This window comes from Parvularculales bacterium (assembly GCA_036881865.1).
In the GTDB taxonomy this organism is placed as follows: domain Bacteria; phylum Pseudomonadota; class Alphaproteobacteria; order JAPOUT01; family JBAJNM01; genus JBAJNM01.
Map to the genome: position 1 here is coordinate 1 of JBAJNM010000035.1, position 18,689 is coordinate 18,689.

Annotated in this window: 32 protein-coding genes; all 32 read left to right on the forward strand. The window is 49.9% G+C overall.

The window, feature by feature from the left end; all coding sequences use genetic code 11:
* A partial coding sequence (gene tuf / locus V6Z81_07830; protein MEG9862371.1) for an elongation factor Tu occupies nucleotides 1-141 on the forward strand: 141 nt, incomplete at its 5' end.
* A 32-nt stretch (nucleotides 142-173) separates the two neighbouring features.
* Nucleotides 174-482, forward strand: coding sequence for a 30S ribosomal protein S10 (gene rpsJ / locus V6Z81_07835; GenBank protein MEG9862372.1), 309 nt, complete (start codon nucleotides 174-176; stop codon nucleotides 480-482).
* 9 nt (nucleotides 483-491) lie between these two features.
* The gene (gene rplC / locus V6Z81_07840) at nucleotides 492-1,286 is read left to right on the forward strand and encodes a 50S ribosomal protein L3 (protein ID MEG9862373.1); all 795 of its coding nucleotides are present in this window, start codon (nucleotides 492-494) and stop codon (nucleotides 1,284-1,286) included.
* Nucleotides 1,286-1,906 carry a 50S ribosomal protein L4 gene (rplD, locus tag V6Z81_07845; protein ID MEG9862374.1) on the forward strand — a complete coding sequence of 207 codons (621 nt, stop codon included), beginning with the start codon at nucleotides 1,286-1,288 and terminating at the stop codon, nucleotides 1,904-1,906. The genes rplC and rplD overlap by 1 nt, the downstream gene beginning before the upstream one ends.
* The gene (locus V6Z81_07850; GenBank protein MEG9862375.1) at nucleotides 1,903-2,196 is read left to right on the forward strand and encodes a 50S ribosomal protein L23; all 294 of its coding nucleotides are present in this window, start codon (nucleotides 1,903-1,905) and stop codon (nucleotides 2,194-2,196) included. The genes rplD and V6Z81_07850 overlap by 4 nt, the downstream gene beginning before the upstream one ends.
* A 33-nt stretch (nucleotides 2,197-2,229) precedes the next feature.
* On the forward strand, nucleotides 2,230-3,072 hold the full coding sequence (rplB, locus tag V6Z81_07855) for a 50S ribosomal protein L2 (protein ID MEG9862376.1): 843 nt from the start codon (nucleotides 2,230-2,232) through the stop codon (nucleotides 3,070-3,072).
* A gap of 12 nt (nucleotides 3,073-3,084) precedes the next feature.
* Nucleotides 3,085-3,363, forward strand: coding sequence for a 30S ribosomal protein S19 (gene rpsS, locus V6Z81_07860; protein MEG9862377.1), 279 nt, complete (start codon nucleotides 3,085-3,087; stop codon nucleotides 3,361-3,363).
* 2 nt (nucleotides 3,364-3,365) lie between these two features.
* On the forward strand, nucleotides 3,366-3,764 hold the full coding sequence (gene rplV, locus V6Z81_07865) for a 50S ribosomal protein L22 (protein MEG9862378.1): 399 nt from the start codon (nucleotides 3,366-3,368) through the stop codon (nucleotides 3,762-3,764).
* Complete coding sequence (rpsC, locus tag V6Z81_07870) at nucleotides 3,764-4,501, forward strand: 30S ribosomal protein S3 (GenBank protein ID MEG9862379.1); 738 nt, start codon at nucleotides 3,764-3,766, stop codon at nucleotides 4,499-4,501. Before rplV ends, rpsC begins: the two co-directional genes overlap by 1 nt.
* 30 nt (nucleotides 4,502-4,531) lie before the next feature.
* A complete protein-coding gene (gene rplP / locus V6Z81_07875) occupies nucleotides 4,532-4,960 on the forward strand; it encodes a 50S ribosomal protein L16 (GenBank protein ID MEG9862380.1) in 429 nt (142 codons plus the stop codon).
* Between the two features lie 19 nt (nucleotides 4,961-4,979).
* On the forward strand, nucleotides 4,980-5,189 hold the full coding sequence (gene rpmC, locus V6Z81_07880) for a 50S ribosomal protein L29 (GenBank protein ID MEG9862381.1): 210 nt from the start codon (nucleotides 4,980-4,982) through the stop codon (nucleotides 5,187-5,189).
* A gap of 17 nt (nucleotides 5,190-5,206) precedes the next feature.
* Nucleotides 5,207-5,446, forward strand: coding sequence for a 30S ribosomal protein S17 (rpsQ, locus tag V6Z81_07885; GenBank protein MEG9862382.1), 240 nt, complete (start codon nucleotides 5,207-5,209; stop codon nucleotides 5,444-5,446).
* A 24-nt stretch (nucleotides 5,447-5,470) separates the two neighbouring features.
* Nucleotides 5,471-5,839, forward strand: a complete 369-nt coding sequence (gene rplN, locus V6Z81_07890; protein ID MEG9862383.1) for a 50S ribosomal protein L14 — start codon at nucleotides 5,471-5,473, stop codon at nucleotides 5,837-5,839.
* Between the two features lie 11 nt (nucleotides 5,840-5,850).
* Nucleotides 5,851-6,165, forward strand: coding sequence for a 50S ribosomal protein L24 (gene rplX / locus V6Z81_07895; GenBank protein MEG9862384.1), 315 nt, complete (start codon nucleotides 5,851-5,853; stop codon nucleotides 6,163-6,165).
* Nucleotides 6,158-6,721 (forward strand): 50S ribosomal protein L5, encoded by a 564-nt coding sequence (gene rplE / locus V6Z81_07900; GenBank protein ID MEG9862385.1) that lies wholly within the window; start codon nucleotides 6,158-6,160, stop codon nucleotides 6,719-6,721. Before rplX ends, rplE begins: the two co-directional genes overlap by 8 nt.
* A gap of 50 nt (nucleotides 6,722-6,771) precedes the next feature.
* Nucleotides 6,772-7,077: a 30S ribosomal protein S14 gene (gene rpsN / locus V6Z81_07905; GenBank protein MEG9862386.1), complete on the forward strand. Its 306-nt coding sequence runs from the start codon at nucleotides 6,772-6,774 to the stop codon at nucleotides 7,075-7,077.
* Between the two features lie 12 nt (nucleotides 7,078-7,089).
* Nucleotides 7,090-7,488, forward strand: coding sequence for a 30S ribosomal protein S8 (rpsH, locus tag V6Z81_07910; GenBank protein ID MEG9862387.1), 399 nt, complete (start codon nucleotides 7,090-7,092; stop codon nucleotides 7,486-7,488).
* Between the two features lie 27 nt (nucleotides 7,489-7,515).
* Entirely contained in the window at nucleotides 7,516-8,049 is a 534-nt protein-coding gene (gene rplF, locus V6Z81_07915; protein MEG9862388.1) for a 50S ribosomal protein L6, read from the forward strand.
* A gap of 9 nt (nucleotides 8,050-8,058) precedes the next feature.
* Complete coding sequence (gene rplR, locus V6Z81_07920; GenBank protein MEG9862389.1) at nucleotides 8,059-8,439, forward strand: 50S ribosomal protein L18; 381 nt, start codon at nucleotides 8,059-8,061, stop codon at nucleotides 8,437-8,439.
* 66 nt (nucleotides 8,440-8,505) lie between these two features.
* Nucleotides 8,506-9,063: a 30S ribosomal protein S5 gene (gene rpsE, locus V6Z81_07925; GenBank protein ID MEG9862390.1), complete on the forward strand. Its 558-nt coding sequence runs from the start codon at nucleotides 8,506-8,508 to the stop codon at nucleotides 9,061-9,063.
* A 33-nt stretch (nucleotides 9,064-9,096) separates the two neighbouring features.
* Nucleotides 9,097-9,282 (forward strand): 50S ribosomal protein L30, encoded by a 186-nt coding sequence (gene rpmD, locus V6Z81_07930; protein ID MEG9862391.1) that lies wholly within the window; start codon nucleotides 9,097-9,099, stop codon nucleotides 9,280-9,282.
* Nucleotides 9,283-9,313: 31 nt separating this feature from the next.
* Nucleotides 9,314-9,820, forward strand: coding sequence for a 50S ribosomal protein L15 (gene rplO, locus V6Z81_07935; GenBank protein MEG9862392.1), 507 nt, complete (start codon nucleotides 9,314-9,316; stop codon nucleotides 9,818-9,820).
* A 1-nt stretch (nucleotide 9,821) separates the two neighbouring features.
* A complete protein-coding gene (gene secY / locus V6Z81_07940) occupies nucleotides 9,822-11,153 on the forward strand; it encodes a preprotein translocase subunit SecY (GenBank protein MEG9862393.1) in 1,332 nt (443 codons plus the stop codon).
* On the forward strand, nucleotides 11,150-11,722 hold the full coding sequence (locus V6Z81_07945; GenBank protein MEG9862394.1) for an adenylate kinase: 573 nt from the start codon (nucleotides 11,150-11,152) through the stop codon (nucleotides 11,720-11,722). The genes secY and V6Z81_07945 overlap by 4 nt, the downstream gene beginning before the upstream one ends.
* A gap of 190 nt (nucleotides 11,723-11,912) precedes the next feature.
* Nucleotides 11,913-12,281 (forward strand): 30S ribosomal protein S13, encoded by a 369-nt coding sequence (gene rpsM, locus V6Z81_07950; GenBank protein ID MEG9862395.1) that lies wholly within the window; start codon nucleotides 11,913-11,915, stop codon nucleotides 12,279-12,281.
* Between the two features lie 85 nt (nucleotides 12,282-12,366).
* Nucleotides 12,367-12,756: a 30S ribosomal protein S11 gene (gene rpsK, locus V6Z81_07955; protein MEG9862396.1), complete on the forward strand. Its 390-nt coding sequence runs from the start codon at nucleotides 12,367-12,369 to the stop codon at nucleotides 12,754-12,756.
* A gap of 118 nt (nucleotides 12,757-12,874) precedes the next feature.
* Complete coding sequence (locus tag V6Z81_07960) at nucleotides 12,875-13,891, forward strand: DNA-directed RNA polymerase subunit alpha (protein ID MEG9862397.1); 1,017 nt, start codon at nucleotides 12,875-12,877, stop codon at nucleotides 13,889-13,891.
* Nucleotide 13,892: 1 nt separating this feature from the next.
* Complete coding sequence (rplQ, locus tag V6Z81_07965) at nucleotides 13,893-14,321, forward strand: 50S ribosomal protein L17 (GenBank protein ID MEG9862398.1); 429 nt, start codon at nucleotides 13,893-13,895, stop codon at nucleotides 14,319-14,321.
* 107 nt (nucleotides 14,322-14,428) lie between these two features.
* Nucleotides 14,429-15,835: a Do family serine endopeptidase gene (locus V6Z81_07970; GenBank protein MEG9862399.1), complete on the forward strand. Its 1,407-nt coding sequence runs from the start codon at nucleotides 14,429-14,431 to the stop codon at nucleotides 15,833-15,835.
* Nucleotides 15,836-15,879: 44 nt separating this feature from the next.
* Nucleotides 15,880-17,199 carry a replication-associated recombination protein A gene (locus tag V6Z81_07975; protein ID MEG9862400.1) on the forward strand — a complete coding sequence of 440 codons (1,320 nt, stop codon included), beginning with the start codon at nucleotides 15,880-15,882 and terminating at the stop codon, nucleotides 17,197-17,199.
* Entirely contained in the window at nucleotides 17,196-17,576 is a 381-nt protein-coding gene (gene crcB, locus V6Z81_07980; GenBank protein MEG9862401.1) for a fluoride efflux transporter CrcB, read from the forward strand. Before V6Z81_07975 ends, crcB begins: the two co-directional genes overlap by 4 nt.
* Entirely contained in the window at nucleotides 17,573-18,589 is a 1,017-nt protein-coding gene (locus V6Z81_07985) for an RluA family pseudouridine synthase (GenBank protein MEG9862402.1), read from the forward strand. The genes crcB and V6Z81_07985 overlap by 4 nt, the downstream gene beginning before the upstream one ends.
* The last annotated feature ends 100 nt before the right edge of the window (nucleotides 18,590-18,689 follow it).

Sequence of the window (18,689 nt, forward strand, 5' to 3'; positions counted from 1 at the left end):
GAGATGGTTATGCCGGGAGATAATTGCAAGATGGAGGTTACGTTGATCTCACCGATAGCGATGGAGGAGAAGTTGCGCTTTGCTATCCGTGAGGGTGGCCGGACGGTTGGTGCGGGCATCGTATCTAAAATCCTGGAGTAGATTGAAAGAAAGCGGGAAAAACGAGTACTGTAATGCAAAGTCAGAACATACGCATCCGCCTTAAGGCTTATGATCATCGTATCTTGGATACGTCCATCCGTGAGATTGTCAACACGGCTCGGCGTACCGGTGCGCAAATACGTGGGCCAATTCCTTTGCCGACGCGGATCGAGAAGTTTACGGTTTTGCGTTCCCCTCATATTGATAAAAAGAGTAGAGAGCAGTTTGAAATTAGGACCCACAAACGGCTACTGGATATTGTAGACCCAACGCCGCAAACTGTTGATGCGTTGATGAAGCTTGATCTGGCGGCTGGTGTGGATGTTGAGATTAAACTGTAGGGTGGTGTTATGCGTTGTGGTGTGATCGCACAAAAATTGGGTATGAGCCGTGTATTTACCGATGATGGCAGGCATATTCCGGTGACGGTGCTTCGTCTTGAGGGGTGTCATGTGGTAGCTCAAAGGACGGAAGAAAAGAACGGCTATACGGCCCTTCAGTTGGGTGCGGGCGTTATGAGTGTGAGAACGATGAATCGTGCGCGTCGTGGGCATTTTTCTGCCGCTCAGGTGGAACCTCGGCGGACGCTGGCAGAATTTCGCGTTAGCGCTGACAATATGGTTGATGTGGGAGCAGAAATTACCGCTGCGCATTTTGTAGAAGGTCAATGTGTGGATGCAACAGCTGTGAGCATCGGTAAGGGATTTGCCGGTGCCATGAAAAGACATAATTTTGGCGGTTTGCGCGCCTCTCACGGGGTTTCCATCAGCCATCGTAGCCATGGATCTACGGGTCAGTGTCAGGATCCCGGTCGTGTATTTAAGGGTAAAAAAATGGCCGGTCACATGGGAGCTTGTCAGGTCACGGTGCAAAATTTGGAAGTGGTCAAGACCGATGAACAGGCGGGCTTAATTATGATTAAGGGTGGCGTGCCAGGCGCAAAAGGTGGTTGGGTTCGGTTGAGGGATGCGGTTAAACGTTCACTGCTGGAGCAGGCTCCTTTGCCTGCTGGTTTGCGTGGTCAAGAAGATGGGTCGTTAGAGGCAATTATGCAGGAAGACGAGCCAGAGAGTGAAGCACATCTAGATGATATTGAAGCAGATGCGTCTAAGACAAACACAAATAAAGAAGGGGAGGTGGGCTGATGAAGAGCCAAGTCATCACCCTTGGGGCTGACCAGGCGGGGTCTATAGAGTTGGATGACGCCATGTTTGGTCTTGAGCCGCGTCGGGACTTACTGCAGCGCATGGTAGTTTGGCAGTTGGCGCGTCGGCGGGCTGGTACGGGTAGCGCTAAGGGGCGCAGTGATATATCGGGCACCTCTCGCAAGATGATACGCCAAAAGGGATCAGGTGGTGCGCGTCACGGTAACCGTAAAGCGCCTCAGTTCAGAGGTGGTGGTAAGGCCCATGGTCCGGTCGTGCGAAACCATACTATTAAACTGCCCAAAAAAGTGCGAGCGTTGGCTTTGAAGCATGCTCTTTCAACCAAGGCTAGAAACTCTGATCTGATAATTTTGGATCAAGCCCGTTCTGAAGAGGGTAAAGCATCTGTCATGCGGCACCAGTTGGAGGCTCTGGGCATCAAGAATGCTCTTGTGGTTGATGGTGCAGAGATTGATGAAAAGTTTGCTTTGGCGACTCGTAATTTTGCTTCGGTAGATTTGCTACCTATTCAGGGCATTAATGTTTATGACATTCTCAGACGAGATACGTTGGTTTTGACCAAAGCAGCGATTGAAGGTCTGAAGGCGCGGTTCAAATGAAGCAGTCAGCCCTATATGATGTAATTGTAAGACCGGTGATTACTGAGAAGGCGACGTTGCTTTCTGAGCATAATCAAATCGTCTTCAGGGTTCGTCCTGATGCGACAAAACCCATGGTGCGTGAAGCGGTTGAGAAATTGTTCAATGTTAAAGTTGCCTCCGTCAATATGATACGGCGTAAGGGAAAGGTAAAGCGGTTTCGCGGCGTGATCGGGCGGCAAGTTAGTGAGAAAAAAGCGGTTGTGACATTGCAAGAGGGCCATTCCCTTGATGTCACAACGGGGCTTTAAGAGCAGGTTTTGAGGAAAAGAAGTAGGTAGAATATGGCGCTGAAGCAATATAAACCAACAAGCCCGGGACGGCGTGGTCTGGTTCTGGTGAACCGCTCGGCGTTGTGGTGTGGTGGGCCTGTCAAGCAACTTACGGAAGGTTTGCCTAGCAAGGGGGGGCGGAACAATCATGGCCGCATGACGGCACGTCGTCAGGGGGGGCGCCACAAGCGTTCATATCGTCGTGTTGATTTTCGGCGGCGTAAGTTTGATATTCCGGCGCTGGTGGAGCGGATTGAGTATGACCCCAACCGTTCAGCCTTTATTGCGCTGGTTCGATATCAGGATGGTGAATTGTCTTACATTTTGGCGCCGCAACGTCTAGCGGTGGGGGATGAAGTTGTCGCGGGCGAAAAAGTAGATGTCAAACTAGGTAATGCTATGCCTCTTAGGAGTATTCCTATTGGCACGATTATTCATAATCTGGAAATGAAGCCGGATAAAGGCGGGCAGTTGGCGCGCTCTGCTGGCGCTTATGCACAACTTGTGGGGCGTGACCAAGGGTATGGTATCATACGTTTGTCATCAGGAGAACAACGGTTGGTCCATGCGGATTGCATGGCCTCTGTCGGAGCGGTTTCCAATCCTGACCATGCCAATATAAAACTCGGCAAGGCGGGGCGTAATCGCTGGCTTGGCAAGCGGCCCTCTGTGCGGGGGGTTGCTATGAACCCTGTGGACCATCCCCATGGTGGTGGTGAGGGACGCACCTCTGGTGGGCGGCATCCAGTGACGCCTTGGGGTAAATCCACTAAGGGTAAGCGTACGCGGTCTAACAAGACGAGTGATAAGTATATTCTACGTTCGCGTCACATGCGCCGGAAGCGCAGAGGATAGGAGAGTTCAACTATGGCGCGTTCTGTCTGGAAAGGTCCGTTTGTTGACGGTTATTTGCTCAAGAAGGCTGAGGCTGCTCGGGCTTCGGGTCGCAATAATGATATCATCAAGATATGGAGTCGTCGCTCAACAATTTTACCACAGTTTGTGGGGCTTACGTTTGGGGTGCACAATGGCCGTAAGCACATGCCAGTGTTGGTGACGGAAGATATGATTGGTCACAAATTTGGAGAGTTTTCTCCGACCCGCACTTATTACGGTCATGCTGCCGACAAGAAAGGGAAGAAATAGCTATGGGCAAACCATCACGTGAGAGAGTCTTGGCAGACAATGAGGCACGTGCTGTAGGCCGGATGATGCGGGTCAGCCCGCAGAAGCTTAATCTAGTAGCTCAGCTTATTCGGGGTAAACCGGTTGAGGTGGCGTTAGCTGATTTGGAGTTTTCGAGAAAGAGAATTGCGCGTGATGTAAGAAAAATTTTACAAAGTGCTATAGCGAATGCAGAGAATAATAATGAGCTGGATATTGATGCCCTTATGGTAGCGGAGGCTTTTGTCGGGAAAAATTTGGTTATGAAGCGTTGGCGGGCGCGGGCGCGTGGGCGTGCGGCGCGGATATTGAAGCCTTTTAGTCAGCTAACGGTCATTGTACGCGAGGCAAGAGACACCCACGAGACAAAAGGAGTGGCGTAATGGGGCAAAAAGTTAATCCAATAGGGATGCGTCTTGGTGTCAATCGCACGTGGGACTCTCGGTGGTTTGCCGGAGGCAAGCAGTACAAGGGTTTGCTATATGAGGATGTGCGTATTCGTCATTATCTGAACAGGCATCTTAAACAGGCGGGTGTTTCGCGGATTATTATAGAGCGTCCTCATAGCAAGTGTCTTGTAACTATTCACACCGCCCGCCCAGGCGTCGTGATTGGCAAGAAGGGCGCTGATATTGAGCGGTTGCGTAAGGGTATTGCCAAAATTACGGATTCTGAAGTTCATGTGAATATCTTTGAGGTGCGCAAGCCTGAAATAGATGCGGCTCTTATTGCGGAAAACCTTGCCCAACAGTTAGAGCGCAGGGTAGCGTTTCGGCGAGCTATGAAACGTTCAGTTCAGTCTGCTATGCGTCTTGGTGCTTTGGGTATTCGCATTAACTGTGCGGGTCGCTTGGGGGGTGCTGAGATAGCCCGTACGGAATGGTATCGTGAGGGACGTGTTCCTTTGCATACGTTGCGGGCGGATGTTGATTATGCAACGGCAGAGGCTCATACGGCCTATGGCGTGTGTGGTATTAAGGTGTGGGTCTTCAAGAGTGAGATTATGGAGCACGATCCCATGGCTCAGGAGAGGTTGGCCCGTCAAGTGCAAGAAGGTGGTGGGGCGATGCGTTCGACAGGGGTGAGTTTACCACCTCTTGAAACGTCGTCTGTTGATTAGGCCCCAGAGTAGATTCTAAGAGCGCAGATTATGCTACAGCCCAAACGTACAAAGTTCCGCAAAGCTCACAAGGGGCGAATCCACGGCCAAGCCAAGGGAGGCGTTGAGTTAAACTTCGGCGCTTACGGATTGCGGGCTGTTGGTCCGGCACGGATTACGTCGCGTCAGATAGAGGCCGCACGGCGGGCTATTACGCGTCATATGAAGCGTGCGGGCCGGGTGTGGATACGGATTTTCCCTGATGTGCCGGTTTCTAAGAAGCCTACTGAGGTGCGTATGGGTAAGGGTAAGGGGTCACCGGAATATTGGGTGGCACGGGTTAAGCCTGGTCGTATTATGTTTGAGATTGATGGGGTGTCGACTCCTATTGCTCGTGAGGCATTGAGGCTGGGAGCGGCTAAACTACCGGTTTCTTGTCGGATGGTTCAGCGGGCTGGTGAGCAGGCGTCAAGAGCGTAAAGCGTAGGGATGTAAGCGGATGAAAGCGCGCGATATAAGAGATATGACGCCTGATCAGCAGATGGATGAGTTGCTGAAACTGAAGAAGGAGCACTTCAATTTGCGATTTCAGGCGACTACGGGACAAATTCAGAATACGGCCCGTATGCGCATCATAAAGCGTGACATTGCGCGTATTGAAACGATTGGTTATGAGCGTCGCCGTTTTGGTGGTGCGGTTCAGGAATAGGAATAAGGAGCGGATTAATGCCCAGACGTATATTAAGGGGCGTTGTTGTGAGCGACAAAAGTGACAAGACCGTGGTAGTTAATGTAGAGCGTCGCTTTACGGATCCGGTTATGAAGAAGACTGTTCGTCGGACTAAGCGGTATCATGCTCATGATGAGAAGAATGCGTTTAAGGTTGGCGACAGTGTGCAAATCAGAGAGAGTGCGCCAATTTCTAAATTGAAGGCGTGGGAAGTAATTGTTGAGGAGTCCGGGTAACTGGCTTGGTGGGGATAGAGTACGATGATTCAGATGCAAACAAATCTGGACGTAGCCGACAATTCCGGTGCACGGCGGGTGCAATGCATAAAGGTACTGGGCGGCTCAAAGCGGAAGTACGCGTCAGTAGGTGATGTCATTGTGGTGAGCGTCAAGGAAGCTATTCCCCGTGGTCGTGTTAAGGCCGGCGATGTTATGAAGGCGGTTGTTGTAAGAACTGCTAAGGGTGTTCGTCGCCCGGATGGTAGCATTATCCGGTTTGATCGCAATGCGGCTGTCTTGGTGAACAATCAGGGAGAGCCGGTGGGTACGCGTATTTTTGGCCCGGTGACTCGTGAGTTACGTGCTCGTCAGCAAATGAAAATTGTCTCTTTGGCACCGGAGGTTTTATAATGTCAATGCGGGTGAAAATCAAAAAGGGCGATAGGGTGGTCGTTCTGTCCGGGCGGGATAAGGGCCGTAAGGGGGAGGTCATTGGTGTCTTTCCGCAGGAGGGTCGAGCATTGGTGCAGGGCATTAACATGGTTAAGCGTCATGAGCGTCCCTCACAGGTTAACCCTTCGGGGGATATTCAGGTGCGTGAAGCCAAGATTCATCTGTCGAATTTGGGTCACGAAGATCCCGAAACTGGCAAGCCAACACGGGTAGGTTATCGGTTTTTGGATGATGGCCGCAAGGTGCGTTTTGCTAGAGCATCAGGGGTAAACATTGATGACTGAGGCATCTTACGTCCCGCGTCTCAAGATGCTTTATCTGGATAGTGTCCGAACTCAGATGCGTGAGCAGTTTGGCTATGGTAATGATTTATCTATTCCACGTTTGGATAAGGTGGTTATTAATATGGGGGTTGGTGAGGCAACTCAGGACTCTAAGAAGGTTCAATCAGCGTTTGCGGATTTAGAGGCTATTGCTGGTCAGCGTCCGGTGTTTACCGTGGCGAAGAAATCCGAGGCGGCGTTTAAGTTGCGGGCAGGCATGCCAATCGGTGTTAAAGTTACGTTGCGGCGCAACAGAATGTATGAGTTTGTAGATCGTCTTGTGACTATTGCTTTGCCTAGAGTACGGGATTTTCGTGGGCTTAACGCACGCAGTTTTGATGGTTATGGCAATTTCGCTATGGGTCTTAAAGAACACATTGTATTCCCCGAGATTGACTATGACAAAGTGGATACCATTCGGGGTATGGATATTGTTGTCAGCACAACGGCATCGATAGATGAAGAAGCGCGGTTTTTGTTGGAAAAGTTTAATTTTCCCTTCGGCGGTCAAGTCTAGTAAATATCTAATAAATAAGGTCAGTAGATAGAGAGCGTGGAGAGCGGAGCATGTCGAAGAAAAGTTTGATTGAGCGGGACCATAAAAGACGGCGTTTGGCAGTACGTTTTGCTGGACGACGGGCGCGTTTGAAAGCTATTGCTACCGACAAAAACCTCCCGACTGAGGAGCAGTTTGCCGCTCGGCTTAAACTTGCGGCCTTGCCACGCAACAGCGCGCCGTGTCGGGCGCGTAACCGGTGTGTTCTTACAGGGCGCTCTAGGGGGTATTATCGTAAATTAGGTATGTCCCGTATCATGTTGCGCTCTATGGCTTTGCACGGTGAGATTCCGGGCATGACGAAGTCTAGTTGGTAAGGGAGAACTGCCATGACTATGTCTGATCCCTTAGGTGATATGATTACCCGTATTCGCAATTCTTTGATGCGGGGTAAATCGTCGGTGATAACGCCGGCATCTAAGTTACGTGGCCATGTTCTGGATGTCTTGCGTGAGGAGGGATACATTCGTGGCTACAGAGATGGTGGCCATGAGGGAGGGGTGGATATATTTGTGATTGAACTTAAATATTATGAAGACCTGCCTGCTATCAAAGAGATTAAACGTATTTCTAAACCTGGGCGACGGGTCTATTCTTCTGTTCAGGATATGCCTGTGGTGCATAATGGGCTTGGTATTTCTATTTTATCTACACCAAAAGGTGTGATGTCTGATAATAATGCTCGTCGCAATAGTGTGGGCGGTGAAGTTTTGTGTCAGGTATTTTAGAGTTAGTTGCGTTTTAGGGTAAGTATTATGTCGCGTATTGGAAAAAAATCTGTTCCCATTCCCAATGGAGTTAACGTAACTGTTAAGGGGCGTCAGATGCAAGCTAAAGGGCCCAAGGGAGAATTGTCTATGATGTTGGCAGATGAAGTGTCTGTGACGCAGGAAGAAGGCCAGTTATCTTTTGCACCTATTGGTGAAACGCGGCGGGCGCGGGCCATGTGGGGCATGAACCGCACTTTGGCACAAAATATGTTGATTGGTGTTTGTGAAGGATTTTCTCGTACGTTGGAGGTCAACGGCGTTGGGTATCGTGCTCAGGTTCAGGGTAGTACTTTGGTGTTGAATCTAGGTTTAAGCCACGAAATTCGCTATCCTGTGCCGGACGACATCAAGATTAACTGCCCACACCCTACTGCAATAGTCATTAGTGGTCCTGATAAGCAAAAGGTTGGTCAGGTGGCAACAGAGATCAGAGCCTATCGGCGTCCGGAGCCCTACAAAGGCAAAGGTTTACGGTATGTTGATGAGTATATCTTCCGTAAGGAAGGCAAAAAGAAGTAGTGAAGTAAGATGAGTGCACGGAGTAAAATTGTCAAAGATAGAAAGAGTCAACTACATCAGCGTCGACAGACGCGGGTGCGTACTAAGCTTGCTCAAAGGGGAGGAAGTCGCCCTCGGTTAACGGTGTATAGGTCTTTGCGCCATATATATTCGCAAATTATTGATGATCGGGCAGGGTGTACGCTAGCGGCAGCCTCATCACGAGATGAGGCGTTTGCGGGTCGGGCTGGGTCAGATAAAGCCGTAGCAGGTGAGGTGGGTGCTCTCATTGCGCAGCGTGCTCGTGAGGCAGGTATTGAGTCGGTTATCTTTGACAGAGGCGGCTATCTCTATCACGGTCGTGTTAAAGCACTGGCAGAGGCGGCACGAAAATCGGGTCTTAATTTTTAAGACAGAAGAATCTATTCAGCGGGATAATATCACACGAAACACAATGATGAGGGCAGTAGGTATAGTATGCGGATAAGCGAACAAAATCGCGGTAATGATAGCGAAAAGGAAATCGTTGATAATTTGGTTCATATCAACCGTGTTGCCAAGGTGGTCAAAGGTGGTCGGCGGTTTGGGTTTGCGGCTCTTGTGGTAGCGGGTGATCAAAAGGGCCGGGTTGGTTTTGGCCATGGCAAGGCTCGTGAAGTACCTGAGGCGGTGCGTAAGGCTACAGAGGCTGCGAAGCGCAATATGATCCGGGTGGCTTTGCGGGAGGGACGAACGCTTCACCATGATACGAGCGGCAAATGGGGTGCGGGTCGTGTTGTTTTGCGGTCTGCTCCAGCAGGAACGGGCATTATTGCTGGCGGCCCGATGCGGGCCGTGTTTGAGACACTGGGGGTGCAGGACGTAGTGGCTAAATCAATAGGGAGTGCTAATCCTTATAATATGGTGCGGGCGACCATTGAAGCTTTGAAGAAAGAATATAGTCCTCGCATGGTTGCGGCTCGACGTGGCAAGAAGGTTAGTGAAGTTATTGTAGGCCGCACTCAAAGCGCAGAGCAGAAATCAGAAGAAGAATAGAGAAGATATTTAATTGTGGTTAAGAAAAGCAAAATAACGGTAAAGCAGGTTGGGAGTCCTATTAGGCATCCGGCAGATCAGCGTGCGACACTAATAGGCCTTGGTCTTAACAAAATGAGCCGGACGTGTACGTTGGAAGATACACCATCTGTACGGGGCATGATTGCAAAAGTTGCCCATTTAGTTGAACTGATAGACGATGGGGCTGGTAGCAGGTAAGGCGACTTGTTTTAGGAAAGATTTAGGAAAGATGAAATTAAATCATATTTCTGATAATGCCGGCTCTCGTAAAAGCCGGACGCGGGCGGGGCGTGGATCAGGTTCCGGTAAGGGAAAGACGGCTGGACGTGGCCATAAAGGGCAAAGGTCACGCTCTGGTGTTTCTTTGCGTGGCTTTGAGGGTGGACAGACACCCTTGCACATGCGTTTGCCCAAACGTGGTTTTAATAACAAATTCTCCAAGACGTTTAATGTGATTACATTGGGCAGACTTGTTCGGGCCATTGAGAGCGGAAAATTGTCATCAGATGCTGTTATTACGACGGAAACACTTAAGATTGCGGGTGTTATCAAGCGTTTTCGGGATGGTGTCCGCATTGTTAACGGTGGGAATCTTAATCAAGCCTTGCAGCTTAAAGTGGAAGGCATTTCGGCGGGCGCCCGGGCAGTTGTAGAGAAGGCGGGTGGTTCGGTGACTCTTGTGGACTTGACGACCAATACGGTTGAGACGACTGAAGCTGGAAAGTCGGACAAGTAATATGCCTTCTGCGGCTGAACAATTAGCGGCAAATCTGAATCTGTCAGCTTTTGCCAAAGCTGATGAACTCAAAAAGCGTATCTGGTTTACCTTGGGTATTTTGCTGGTCTATCGGTTAGGTACTTATGTGCCTGTGCCGGGGATTGATCCGGTAGCGCTTCAGCAACTGTTTGAGCAAAATCAAAGCGGCATTATTGGTATGTTTGATTTGTTTTCTGGTGGCGCTGTTGGGCGCATGGCTATTTTTGCTCTGAATATTCTACCTTATATTACGTCTTCTATTATTATTCAGTTGATGACGGCGGTATCACCCCACCTTAACCAGCTGAAAAAAGAGGGAGAGCAGGGGCGCAAACAAATCAACCAATATACCCGTTATGGTACGGTGATACTTGCCGCCTTACAGGGGTATGGCATTGCGGTAGGCCTCGAAGCTACTGGCAATGTGGTAACAGATCCGGGCCTGTTTTTCCGTGTAGTAACGGTTATAACGCTGGTGAGTGGGACGATTTTCCTGATGTGGCTAGGTGAACAAATCACGGCGCGGGGTGTTGGTAATGGTATTTCTTTGATTATCTTTGCCGGTATCGTAGCCGAATTGCCAAGCGCTCTGGTTGCAACATTGGAGTTGGGTCGTCAGGGAGCACTTTCCATTGTTACTATCTTGGGCATGATTGTTATGGTGATTGCCGTTATTGCTTTCATCGTATTTATAGAGCGCGCTCAGCGCCGCATTATGATACAATACCCCAAACGGCAGATGGGCAATGCCATGTTTGGGGGTGATTCATCTCATTTGCCGTTGAAGTTAAATACAGCGGGAGTTATTCCACCAATTTTTGCGTCATCCTTGCTGTTGATGCCAATAACAATTGCCAATTTTAGTGCCGGAAGCGGTCCTCAATGGCTGACCGATGTAACGGCTCTGTTGGGGCAGGGGCAGCCTTTGTTTATGCTGCTTTATGCTGGCGGAATTATCTTTTTCTGCTTCTTCTATACGTCTATTGTTTTCAACCCCGAGGATACAGCGGACAATTTGAAAAAATACGGCGGTTTTGTACTAGGTATTCGCCCGGGGCAACGCACGGCGGAATATCTTGATTATGTTCTTACACGCCTAACCGTGGTGGGGGCGCTTTATTTGACCCTTGTTTGCTTGCTACCGGAATTTTTGCGGGTGCAGTATAACGTGCCTTTCTATTTTGGGGGTACATCGTTATTGATTATCGTTAGCGTGACGATGGATACGGTTAATCAAATACAAAACCATCTTTTGACGCATCAATATGAGGGGTTAATCAAAAAATCGCGATTGCGGGGGATGCGCCGATGAGGATTGTATTTCTGGGGCCTCCGGGGGCAGGAAAGGGGACGCAAGCGATGAAGATAAGTGTAGCTCATGGGTTAGCTCATCTTTCTACCGGTGACATATTGCGCGAAGAGGTAGACTCAGAGAGTGACTTGGGATGTAGGGTTAAAGACATCATGGCGCGAGGTGATCTGGTGCCGGATGACTTGGTTACCAATATTATTGGTACACGGGTTGCCACGCCGGATTGTGCGCGTGGATTTGTATTGGATGGATTCCCTCGCACTTTATCCCAGGCTGAAATGTTAGACGAGATGTTGATGCAGAAGGACATGACTCTGGATGCGGTGATTGAGTTGAATGTTAATGAGGAGGAACTGTCTAATCGTATTGCCGGTCGTACAGCGGAGACTCAGGGTGATGTGCGGGTGGATGATAGTGTTGAGATTTTGCGCAATCGGCTTGCGGTTTACAGGGAGCAGACTTTACCGTTGTCGGGTTATTATGAGACGCGTGGTTTATTGCGGTCTGTGGATGGCATGGCTGGTATTGACGAGGTAAATCGTCAGATTGAGGCGGTTTTAGGCTCTTGAGGGCAGTAGCAGGGGTTGTCTTGGTGGTTGACGGTTGGTGTTTTTTTGTTATAATAGGGGGTGTTTGGGCCTTTTGCCCGAATTGGTAGCCAAATCTGCGAGGCGGTGGTTGGTCGCGTCGGGGTTTTGGCTATTTTGTGTGTTGGTCGGCGAGTGCTCATTCGGGCGTAGTATTGAATAGGAGGCGTTTGTGGCGCGTATTGCTGGCATTAATGTCCCGACGAGAAAACGGGTTGAGGTTGCTCTTACCTATATTCATGGTATTGGCCCGACGAAATCTCGTGAGATTTGTGAAAAGGTGAACATTCCGGCCGAGCGGCGCGTTAATGATTTAACGGACGCTGAGGTCATTCGGATACGCGAGGTAATTGATCAGGATTATATGGTTGAAGGTGATCTGCGGCGGGATGTGTCTATGAACATTAAGAGGTTGATGGATTTGAAATCTTATCGTGGCCTTAGGCATCGTCGGGGACTTCCGGTTCGTGGGCAAAGAACACACACTAATGCCCGTAGTCGTAAAGGACCGGCTAAATCAATTGCGGGTAAGAAGGCATAGCTCGGTAGTACACATGAGAAAAAAGAGCAAGAGGGTTGGATTGATTGTGCTTATTTTGGAAGATAAGCCTTTAAGAGATTAAAGAATGGTTAAAGATAAAACACGACAGCGGCGCAAAGAGCGCAAAAACATTAGCACTGGTGTCGCTCATGTTAATGCGACATTCAACAACACCATGATTACGATTACCGATGCTCAGGGTAATGCAATTTCTTGGTCGTCTGCTGGGACCATGGGGTTTAAGGGATCGCGCAAATCCACGCCCTATGCAGCGCAGGTAGCGGCGGAGGATGCAGGAAAAAAGGCAATGGAATATGGAATGAAAACACTTGAAGTTGAGGTTCGTGGACCTGGATCAGGTCGTGAATCTGCTTTGCGTGCCTTGCAGGCATCAGGGTTTAACATAACAACCATTCGGGATGTAACGCCCATTCCTCATAATGGATGTCGTCCGCCCAAGAGGCGGCGAGTCTGAGGAGCGCATATAACTGGAATGCGTATACGAATTGGGTTTTGTGTGCGGCTAACTATAAACAAATTTGTGCTTTTGCGGGATGATTGTTCCCTTTAGCGCCACAGGGTGAGGTAAGCAAGTGATAGAGAAAAACTGGCAAGAACTAATCAAACCAGCTAAGTTGGAAATTATTCCCGGGCGTGATCAGGGGCGGCAGGCTACTATTGTGGCTGAGCCTTTGGAGCGTGGTTTTGGCTTGACCATTGGAAATGCATTGCGCCGGATTTTGTTATCGTCGCTGCAGGGCGCGGCTGTAACTGCTGTGAAAATAGATGGCGTATTGCACGAATTTTCGTCTATTCCTGGCGTACGTGAGGATGTGACCGATATTATTATGAATATCAAATCCTTAGCTTTGCGTGTTCACGGTGAGGGTCCAAAGCGGCTGGTTCTGGAGAAGAGTGCTCCCGGTGCAGTGAAGGCGTGGGATATTACGGAAACCTCTAGCGTTGAGGTTTTGAATAAGGATTTAGTTTTGTGCACCCTTGATGAGGGTGGCGAGATTAGGATTGAGTTTACGGTCAATACGGGTAGGGGTTATGTGCCATCAGAGCGTAACAAGCCTGAAAATGCACCGATTGGTGTTATTCCGGTAGATAGTCTCTATAGTCCGGTGCGAAAGGTCTCTTATAAGGTGGAGAACACTCGTGAGGGACAGATTTTGGATTATGACAAACTGATCAGCGACATCGAAACCAACGGGGCTTTGTCACCGGAAAGTGCTGTGGCTTATGCAGCGCGCGTTCTTCAGGATCAGTTGAAGATTTTTGTTAATTTTGAAGAACCGGAGCAAGAAGTCGTAGCAGAGCAACCTGTCGAACTATCTTTTAATGCCATGTTGTTGAAGAAAGTGGAAGAGTTGGAACTCTCGGTTCGCTCAGCTAATTGTCTTAAGAATGATAATATTGTTTATATTGGTGATTTGATTCAGAAAACAGAGTCAGAAATGCTTCGTACGCCAAACTTTGGGCGCAAATCCCTGAACGAGATTAAGGAAGTCTTGAAGGGTATGGATTTATCCTTGGGAATGCCCGCACCGGATTGGCCGCCGGAAAACATTGAAGATTTGGCCAAGCGGATAGAAGAGCAGTACTAAGATGCGTCACCGGCATGCAGGGCGAAAGCTAAACAGAACCTCCAGTCACCGTAAGGCCATGTTAGCCAATATGGCGGTGGCTCTTATTCGTCATGAGCAGATTATAACAACTCTGCCCAAGGCGAAGACTTTGCGTCCTTATGTGGAAAAACTTATAACTCTTGGTAAGCGGGGTGGCTTGCATGCTCGCAGGCAGGTGTTATCGGCTTTGTCGCAGAATCAGGAGGTCGGTAAATTGTTTGACGTGCTAGGCCCCCGTTATGCAGACCGTAGCGGTGGTTATACGCGTGTTCTCAAGGCTGGATTCCGCTATGGAGATTCAGCACCTATGGCAGTCATTGAGTTTGTTGACCGTGACCCTGAGGCGCGTGGTGCCGGGTTTTCTTCTGAGGAGGATGAGGGCGTAGAGGCGGACAGCACTAATTCCTGATGGGTGGGGATTTAGGGGTAAACTCAGGCAGGGAATAACCTGATGACCCTTGAGCAGGGAGGCATGGGCTGATTTTTTATCGTAACTATTTTGTGGCCTTGTGTGGGGTGTTGCTCTTTAGTGTTGGAGTTGGCATCGGGAGTAACGTCGCGCAGGCGCAAGATCAGGATATTGTACAGATTCCTCAGTCTTTAGGTGAGATTCAACTCTCCTTTGCGCCTGTCGCGCGTCGCGCGGCTCCGGCGGTAGTGAATATATATGCTCGGCGGATTGTGCGTAGACAAGAAGGACTTTCTCCGTTTAGCAATCCGTTTTTTAGGCAGTTTTTTGGTAACCAATTATTGTGGGATGCTCCCCGTGAGCGGGTTGAGAACTCTCTGGGGTCGGGAGTTATTGTTAATTCGGATGGGGTTATTGTTACTAATAATCATGTTGTGGAGGGGGGGGAATCTTTCGTGGTGGTGTTAGCAGATCGCCGCAGTTTTGATGCCACTCTTGTATTGGCAGATGAGCGCAGTGATTTAGCGGTCTTGAAAATTGACCCGGATGGAGAGGCTTTACCTGCTTTATCGTTGGGGGATGCTAATAAGTTAGAGGTTGGAGATTTGGTGTTAGCCATTGGCAATCCCTTTGGGGTAGGGCAAACAGTTACCAGTGGTATTATATCGGGTTTGTCGCGGACTCATGTTGGGGTAGCTGATTTTCGCTCTTTTATTCAGACGGACGCCGCCATTAATCCCGGCAACTCAGGGGGTGCGCTGGTCAATATAAGAGGGGAGTTGGTTGGCATTAACACGGCGATATATTCGCGTTCTGGCGGGTCTGATGGTATTGGCTTTGCCATTCCGGTTGTTATGGTGCAGCGGATTGTCCATACTGCTTTGGAGGGGAATCGTCTGGCACGTCCGTGGATTGGTGCTCGTTTGCAAAGCATCACACGCGACCTTGCAGATACTTTGGCGTTGAAGCAGGAGGCTGGTGCTTTGGTGACCGAGATTTATAAGGGTGGCCCTGCTGACCGCGCGGGCTTGAGGGAAGGGGATGTGATTGTAGGCATTGGGGATCAGGATATTTTGAATCCTGATATTTTGCGCTTTCATATTGCTACTCTTGAGCCGGGTGCACCGATTGAAGTTGATATTATTCGGGGTGGTGAGGCACGTTCTGTTAATTTTCCTTTGGAGATAACACCTGAGCAGCCATTACGTAATCTTGTGGTGCTTGGAGGTAGAACACCTCTTTCGGGAGCTACGGTTGGCAATTTATCGCCGGCGCTGGCAGAGGAACTTGGCCTTGATGTTTTTGTGCGAGGGGTTGTAGTGACATATATAGAGCGTGGCTCTGCGGCGGGGCGGTTTGGTTTTCAGATTGGTGATATTATCGTCCGGTTGGGGGATGTTGATATTGACAGTGTGGCACGCTTGGAAGAGACGTTGGCTGCTCTCCCTCAGGAAGGTTGGCGTTTGAGTTTGCGTCGGGGTGGACGCACCATCACAACAGTGATACGGGGTTGAAGCATTGGTGCTCTAAGAGTCAAAAATTGTGCTAAACTTTGTTGATGGATACCTTATTTAAGGCTGCTGGTATGGACAAAGAGGTTGCCCGCCCCCTTGCGGATCGGCTGCGTCCGGTGCGTCTTAAAGAGGTGGTAGGACAATCGCATCTTATCGGCGCTAACGGTCCGTTGGGGCGTATGTTGGCGCAGGGACGTTTGGCTTCACTTGTTTTCTGGGGGCCGCCGGGCACTGGCAAAACGACGATTGCTCGTTTATTGGCAGCGGAGGGTAATCTATACTTTGAACAAATATCTGCCATTTTTTCCGGTGTTGCTGATTTGAGGCGGGTGTTTGAGGCCGCGCGCCGGCGTCGTGAAGACGGGCAGGGGGGAACGTTATTATTTGTTGATGAAATACATCGTTTTAATCGTGCTCAGCAAGATAGTTTCTTGCCTGTTATGGAGGACGGCACCATTGTTTTGGTGGGGGCTACGACAGAAAACCCTTCGTTTGAACTGAATGCAGCGTTGCTCTCGCGGGCGCAGGTTTTAGTGGTGCATCGTCTTGATGATGAGGCCCTTGAAGCGCTTTTACAGCGGGCGGAGACTCGTGAGGTGCGCCCCTTGCCTCTTGATAAGCATGCACGAGAGGCTCTGCGTGCTATGGCAGATGGTGATGGGCGGGCAGTCTTGAATATGGCGGAGGAGGTTTTTGCTTTGGGCGCTGTGGATGCTTTGGATGGTAAGGCGTTGATAGAGATTGTGCAGCGCCGGGCACCCCTTTATGACAAGGGACGTGAAGAGCATTACAATCTTATCAGTGCTTTACATAAGTCGGTTAGGGGTTCAGATACGGATGCTTCTCTTTATTGGTTAGCGCGTATGTTAGCGGGTGGTGAGGATCCTCTTTATATTGTGCGGCGTCTTGTGCGTATGGCAGTGGAAGATATCGGACTTGCAGATCCTCAAGCCCTAACTCAGGCACTGGCTGCGAGGGAGGCTTATGAGTTTATTGGCTCTCCTGAAGGTGAGTTGGCTTTGGCGCAGGCGGTTATTTATCTGGCGACAGCACCTAAATCTAATGCTGCTTATATGGCTTTTAAGGCGAGTACGGCTCATGTGCGGGAGACAGGATCTTTACCACCTCCGGCACACATTTTGAATGCCCCTACCCGGTTGATGAAGGATTTAGGTTATGGTGAAGGCTATGTCTATGATCACAACACGGCGGAGGGTTTTTCCGGCCAGTCATATTTTCCTGATGCTATAGAGCGTCAGACTTTTTACCAACCAGGAGCACACGGTTTTGAAAAAAAAATTACCCACCGGTTAAACCGGTGGAACTCTCTTAGAGAGAAGAATAAAAAAGAGAGCGCATCATGAAATTATTGTTGGCGGTTGCGGCGGGTGGCGCCTTGGGGGCGCTGGGGCGTTATGGTGTGGGTGTGATGGCGGTGCGTTTTTGGGGGTCTGGACTGCCTTTGGGGACGTTGGTGGTCAATCTTGTGGGGGCATTTGTGATCGGATTTATCACAGAAGTGTTGGCGGTGCGCTATTCGGTGGGGCCAGAAGTGCGGGCTTTCATTGTGACAGGTGTTCTGGGTGGCTTTACGACATTTTCTGCTTTCGCATTGGAGATGGGGCTGATGATAGAGCGCAAGCAGATTATGCTAGCGACGGGCTATGCGGGTATTTCGGTGGTAGGGGGTATTGTTGCTTTTTTTCTGGGAATAGTGATGGTACGGGCGTTGCTCTCGTGACGGGGGTAGCACATCATACGGTGTTATTGGAGGAGGCGGGCCAAAGGCTGGATCGCTGGTTTCGCCGTCATTATCCGGCCCTGCCCCATGGGGCGGTGGAGAAACTCCTGCGCCGGGGGCAGGTACGTCTTGATGGTGCACGGGTGCGGGCCAATGCGCGTCTTGAGGAGGGGCAGGTAATTCGTATCCCACCTCTTGAGAATACAGATACAAATACTGGTGCAAGGCAGGGTGCACCCCTTAGCGAGGCCAACAAAGATTTTGTTCGAAGTCTGGTTTTATATCAAGATGACAACATTATCGCTCTAAATAAACCGTGTGGTTTAGCGGTGCAGGGGGGTAGTGGTCTTACGCGTCATCTGGACGGTCTTCTTGATGGTTTGTGTTTTGACAAACCTGAACGCCCGCGCCTTGTGCACCGGTTAGATAAGGATACATCGGGTGTGTTATTGCTGGCACGTACCTTGCCGGCGGCCACTCATCTGGGACGCGTATTGAAAGCCGGTCAGGTGAAAAAGCTGTATTGGGGTCTAACACTCTCTCTGCCTCACCCTGAGCGTGGTGTAATTGATCAGGCCTTGATGAAACGTTCTCAAGGCTCCCCTGATTCTCAGGGGTATGAAATGATCTATCCGGAACCTTGCCATAATAAAGGAGCAAAAAAGGCCGTAACCCGTTATGTGACGTTGGCAACAGCAGGCCGCCGGTTTGCATGGGTTGCTTTTCAACCGGTTACGGGCCGTACCCACCAGATTCGTGTTCATGCGGCCTCTCTGGGCATGCCCATCGCCGGTGACAGAAAATATGGCAATCCCTCTGAGTCCTTAGGAGGGCTTCCTGATGTTATGCATCTCCATGCGCGCGCTTTATCTGTACCGCAACTTGACGGGGGTAGACTTGAGATTGTAGCACCCTTGCCGCCCCACATGACAACAAGTTGGGAGATGTTGGGTTTTGAAATTCGCGAAGGGGAGGGAGATATTGATGCGCTTTTTGAGGAGGGTGCGCGGTGATGTTAAAAGAGGCGGACGAAAGATTTGACTGCATTGTGAATGGTAAGCCGCTTTACACACCCGCCGGAAGTCTTGTGCGGTTACCTTCAAAAGATTTGGC

Excerpts from the sequence above, each read along its gene's own strand:
- rpsK (MEG9862396.1), top strand. The coding sequence starts at position 12,367 with ATGGTTAAAGATAAAACACGACAGCGGCGCAAAGAGCGCAAAAACATT.
- rpmC (MEG9862381.1), top strand. The coding sequence starts at position 4,980 with ATGAAAGCGCGCGATATAAGAGATATGACGCCTGATCAGCAGATGGAT.
- rplC (MEG9862373.1), top strand. The coding sequence starts at position 492 with ATGCGTTGTGGTGTGATCGCACAAAAATTGGGTATGAGCCGTGTATTT.
- rplV (MEG9862378.1), top strand. The coding sequence starts at position 3,366 with ATGGGCAAACCATCACGTGAGAGAGTCTTGGCAGACAATGAGGCACGT.
- V6Z81_07850 (MEG9862375.1), top strand. The coding sequence starts at position 1,903 with ATGAAGCAGTCAGCCCTATATGATGTAATTGTAAGACCGGTGATTACT.
- rpsQ (MEG9862382.1), top strand. The coding sequence starts at position 5,207 with ATGCCCAGACGTATATTAAGGGGCGTTGTTGTGAGCGACAAAAGTGAC.
- rplN (MEG9862383.1), top strand. The coding sequence starts at position 5,471 with ATGATTCAGATGCAAACAAATCTGGACGTAGCCGACAATTCCGGTGCA.
- rpsH (MEG9862387.1), top strand. The coding sequence starts at position 7,090 with ATGACTATGTCTGATCCCTTAGGTGATATGATTACCCGTATTCGCAAT.
- V6Z81_07975 (MEG9862400.1), top strand. The coding sequence starts at position 15,880 with ATGGATACCTTATTTAAGGCTGCTGGTATGGACAAAGAGGTTGCCCGC.
- rpsN (MEG9862386.1), top strand. The coding sequence starts at position 6,772 with ATGTCGAAGAAAAGTTTGATTGAGCGGGACCATAAAAGACGGCGTTTG.
- secY (MEG9862393.1), top strand. The coding sequence starts at position 9,822 with ATGCCTTCTGCGGCTGAACAATTAGCGGCAAATCTGAATCTGTCAGCT.
- rplB (MEG9862376.1), top strand. The coding sequence starts at position 2,230 with ATGGCGCTGAAGCAATATAAACCAACAAGCCCGGGACGGCGTGGTCTG.
- rplF (MEG9862388.1), top strand. The coding sequence starts at position 7,516 with ATGTCGCGTATTGGAAAAAAATCTGTTCCCATTCCCAATGGAGTTAAC.
- rpsJ (MEG9862372.1), top strand. The coding sequence starts at position 174 with ATGCAAAGTCAGAACATACGCATCCGCCTTAAGGCTTATGATCATCGT.
- rplD (MEG9862374.1), top strand. The coding sequence starts at position 1,286 with ATGAAGAGCCAAGTCATCACCCTTGGGGCTGACCAGGCGGGGTCTATA.
- rpsE (MEG9862390.1), top strand. The coding sequence starts at position 8,506 with ATGCGGATAAGCGAACAAAATCGCGGTAATGATAGCGAAAAGGAAATC.
- rplE (MEG9862385.1), top strand. The coding sequence starts at position 6,158 with ATGACTGAGGCATCTTACGTCCCGCGTCTCAAGATGCTTTATCTGGAT.
- rpsC (MEG9862379.1), top strand. The coding sequence starts at position 3,764 with ATGGGGCAAAAAGTTAATCCAATAGGGATGCGTCTTGGTGTCAATCGC.
- rplO (MEG9862392.1), top strand. The coding sequence starts at position 9,314 with ATGAAATTAAATCATATTTCTGATAATGCCGGCTCTCGTAAAAGCCGG.
- rplP (MEG9862380.1), top strand. The coding sequence starts at position 4,532 with ATGCTACAGCCCAAACGTACAAAGTTCCGCAAAGCTCACAAGGGGCGA.
- rplR (MEG9862389.1), top strand. The coding sequence starts at position 8,059 with ATGAGTGCACGGAGTAAAATTGTCAAAGATAGAAAGAGTCAACTACAT.
- crcB (MEG9862401.1), top strand. The coding sequence starts at position 17,196 with ATGAAATTATTGTTGGCGGTTGCGGCGGGTGGCGCCTTGGGGGCGCTG.
- V6Z81_07945 (MEG9862394.1), top strand. The coding sequence starts at position 11,150 with ATGAGGATTGTATTTCTGGGGCCTCCGGGGGCAGGAAAGGGGACGCAA.
- rplQ (MEG9862398.1), top strand. The coding sequence starts at position 13,893 with ATGCGTCACCGGCATGCAGGGCGAAAGCTAAACAGAACCTCCAGTCAC.
- rpsS (MEG9862377.1), top strand. The coding sequence starts at position 3,085 with ATGGCGCGTTCTGTCTGGAAAGGTCCGTTTGTTGACGGTTATTTGCTC.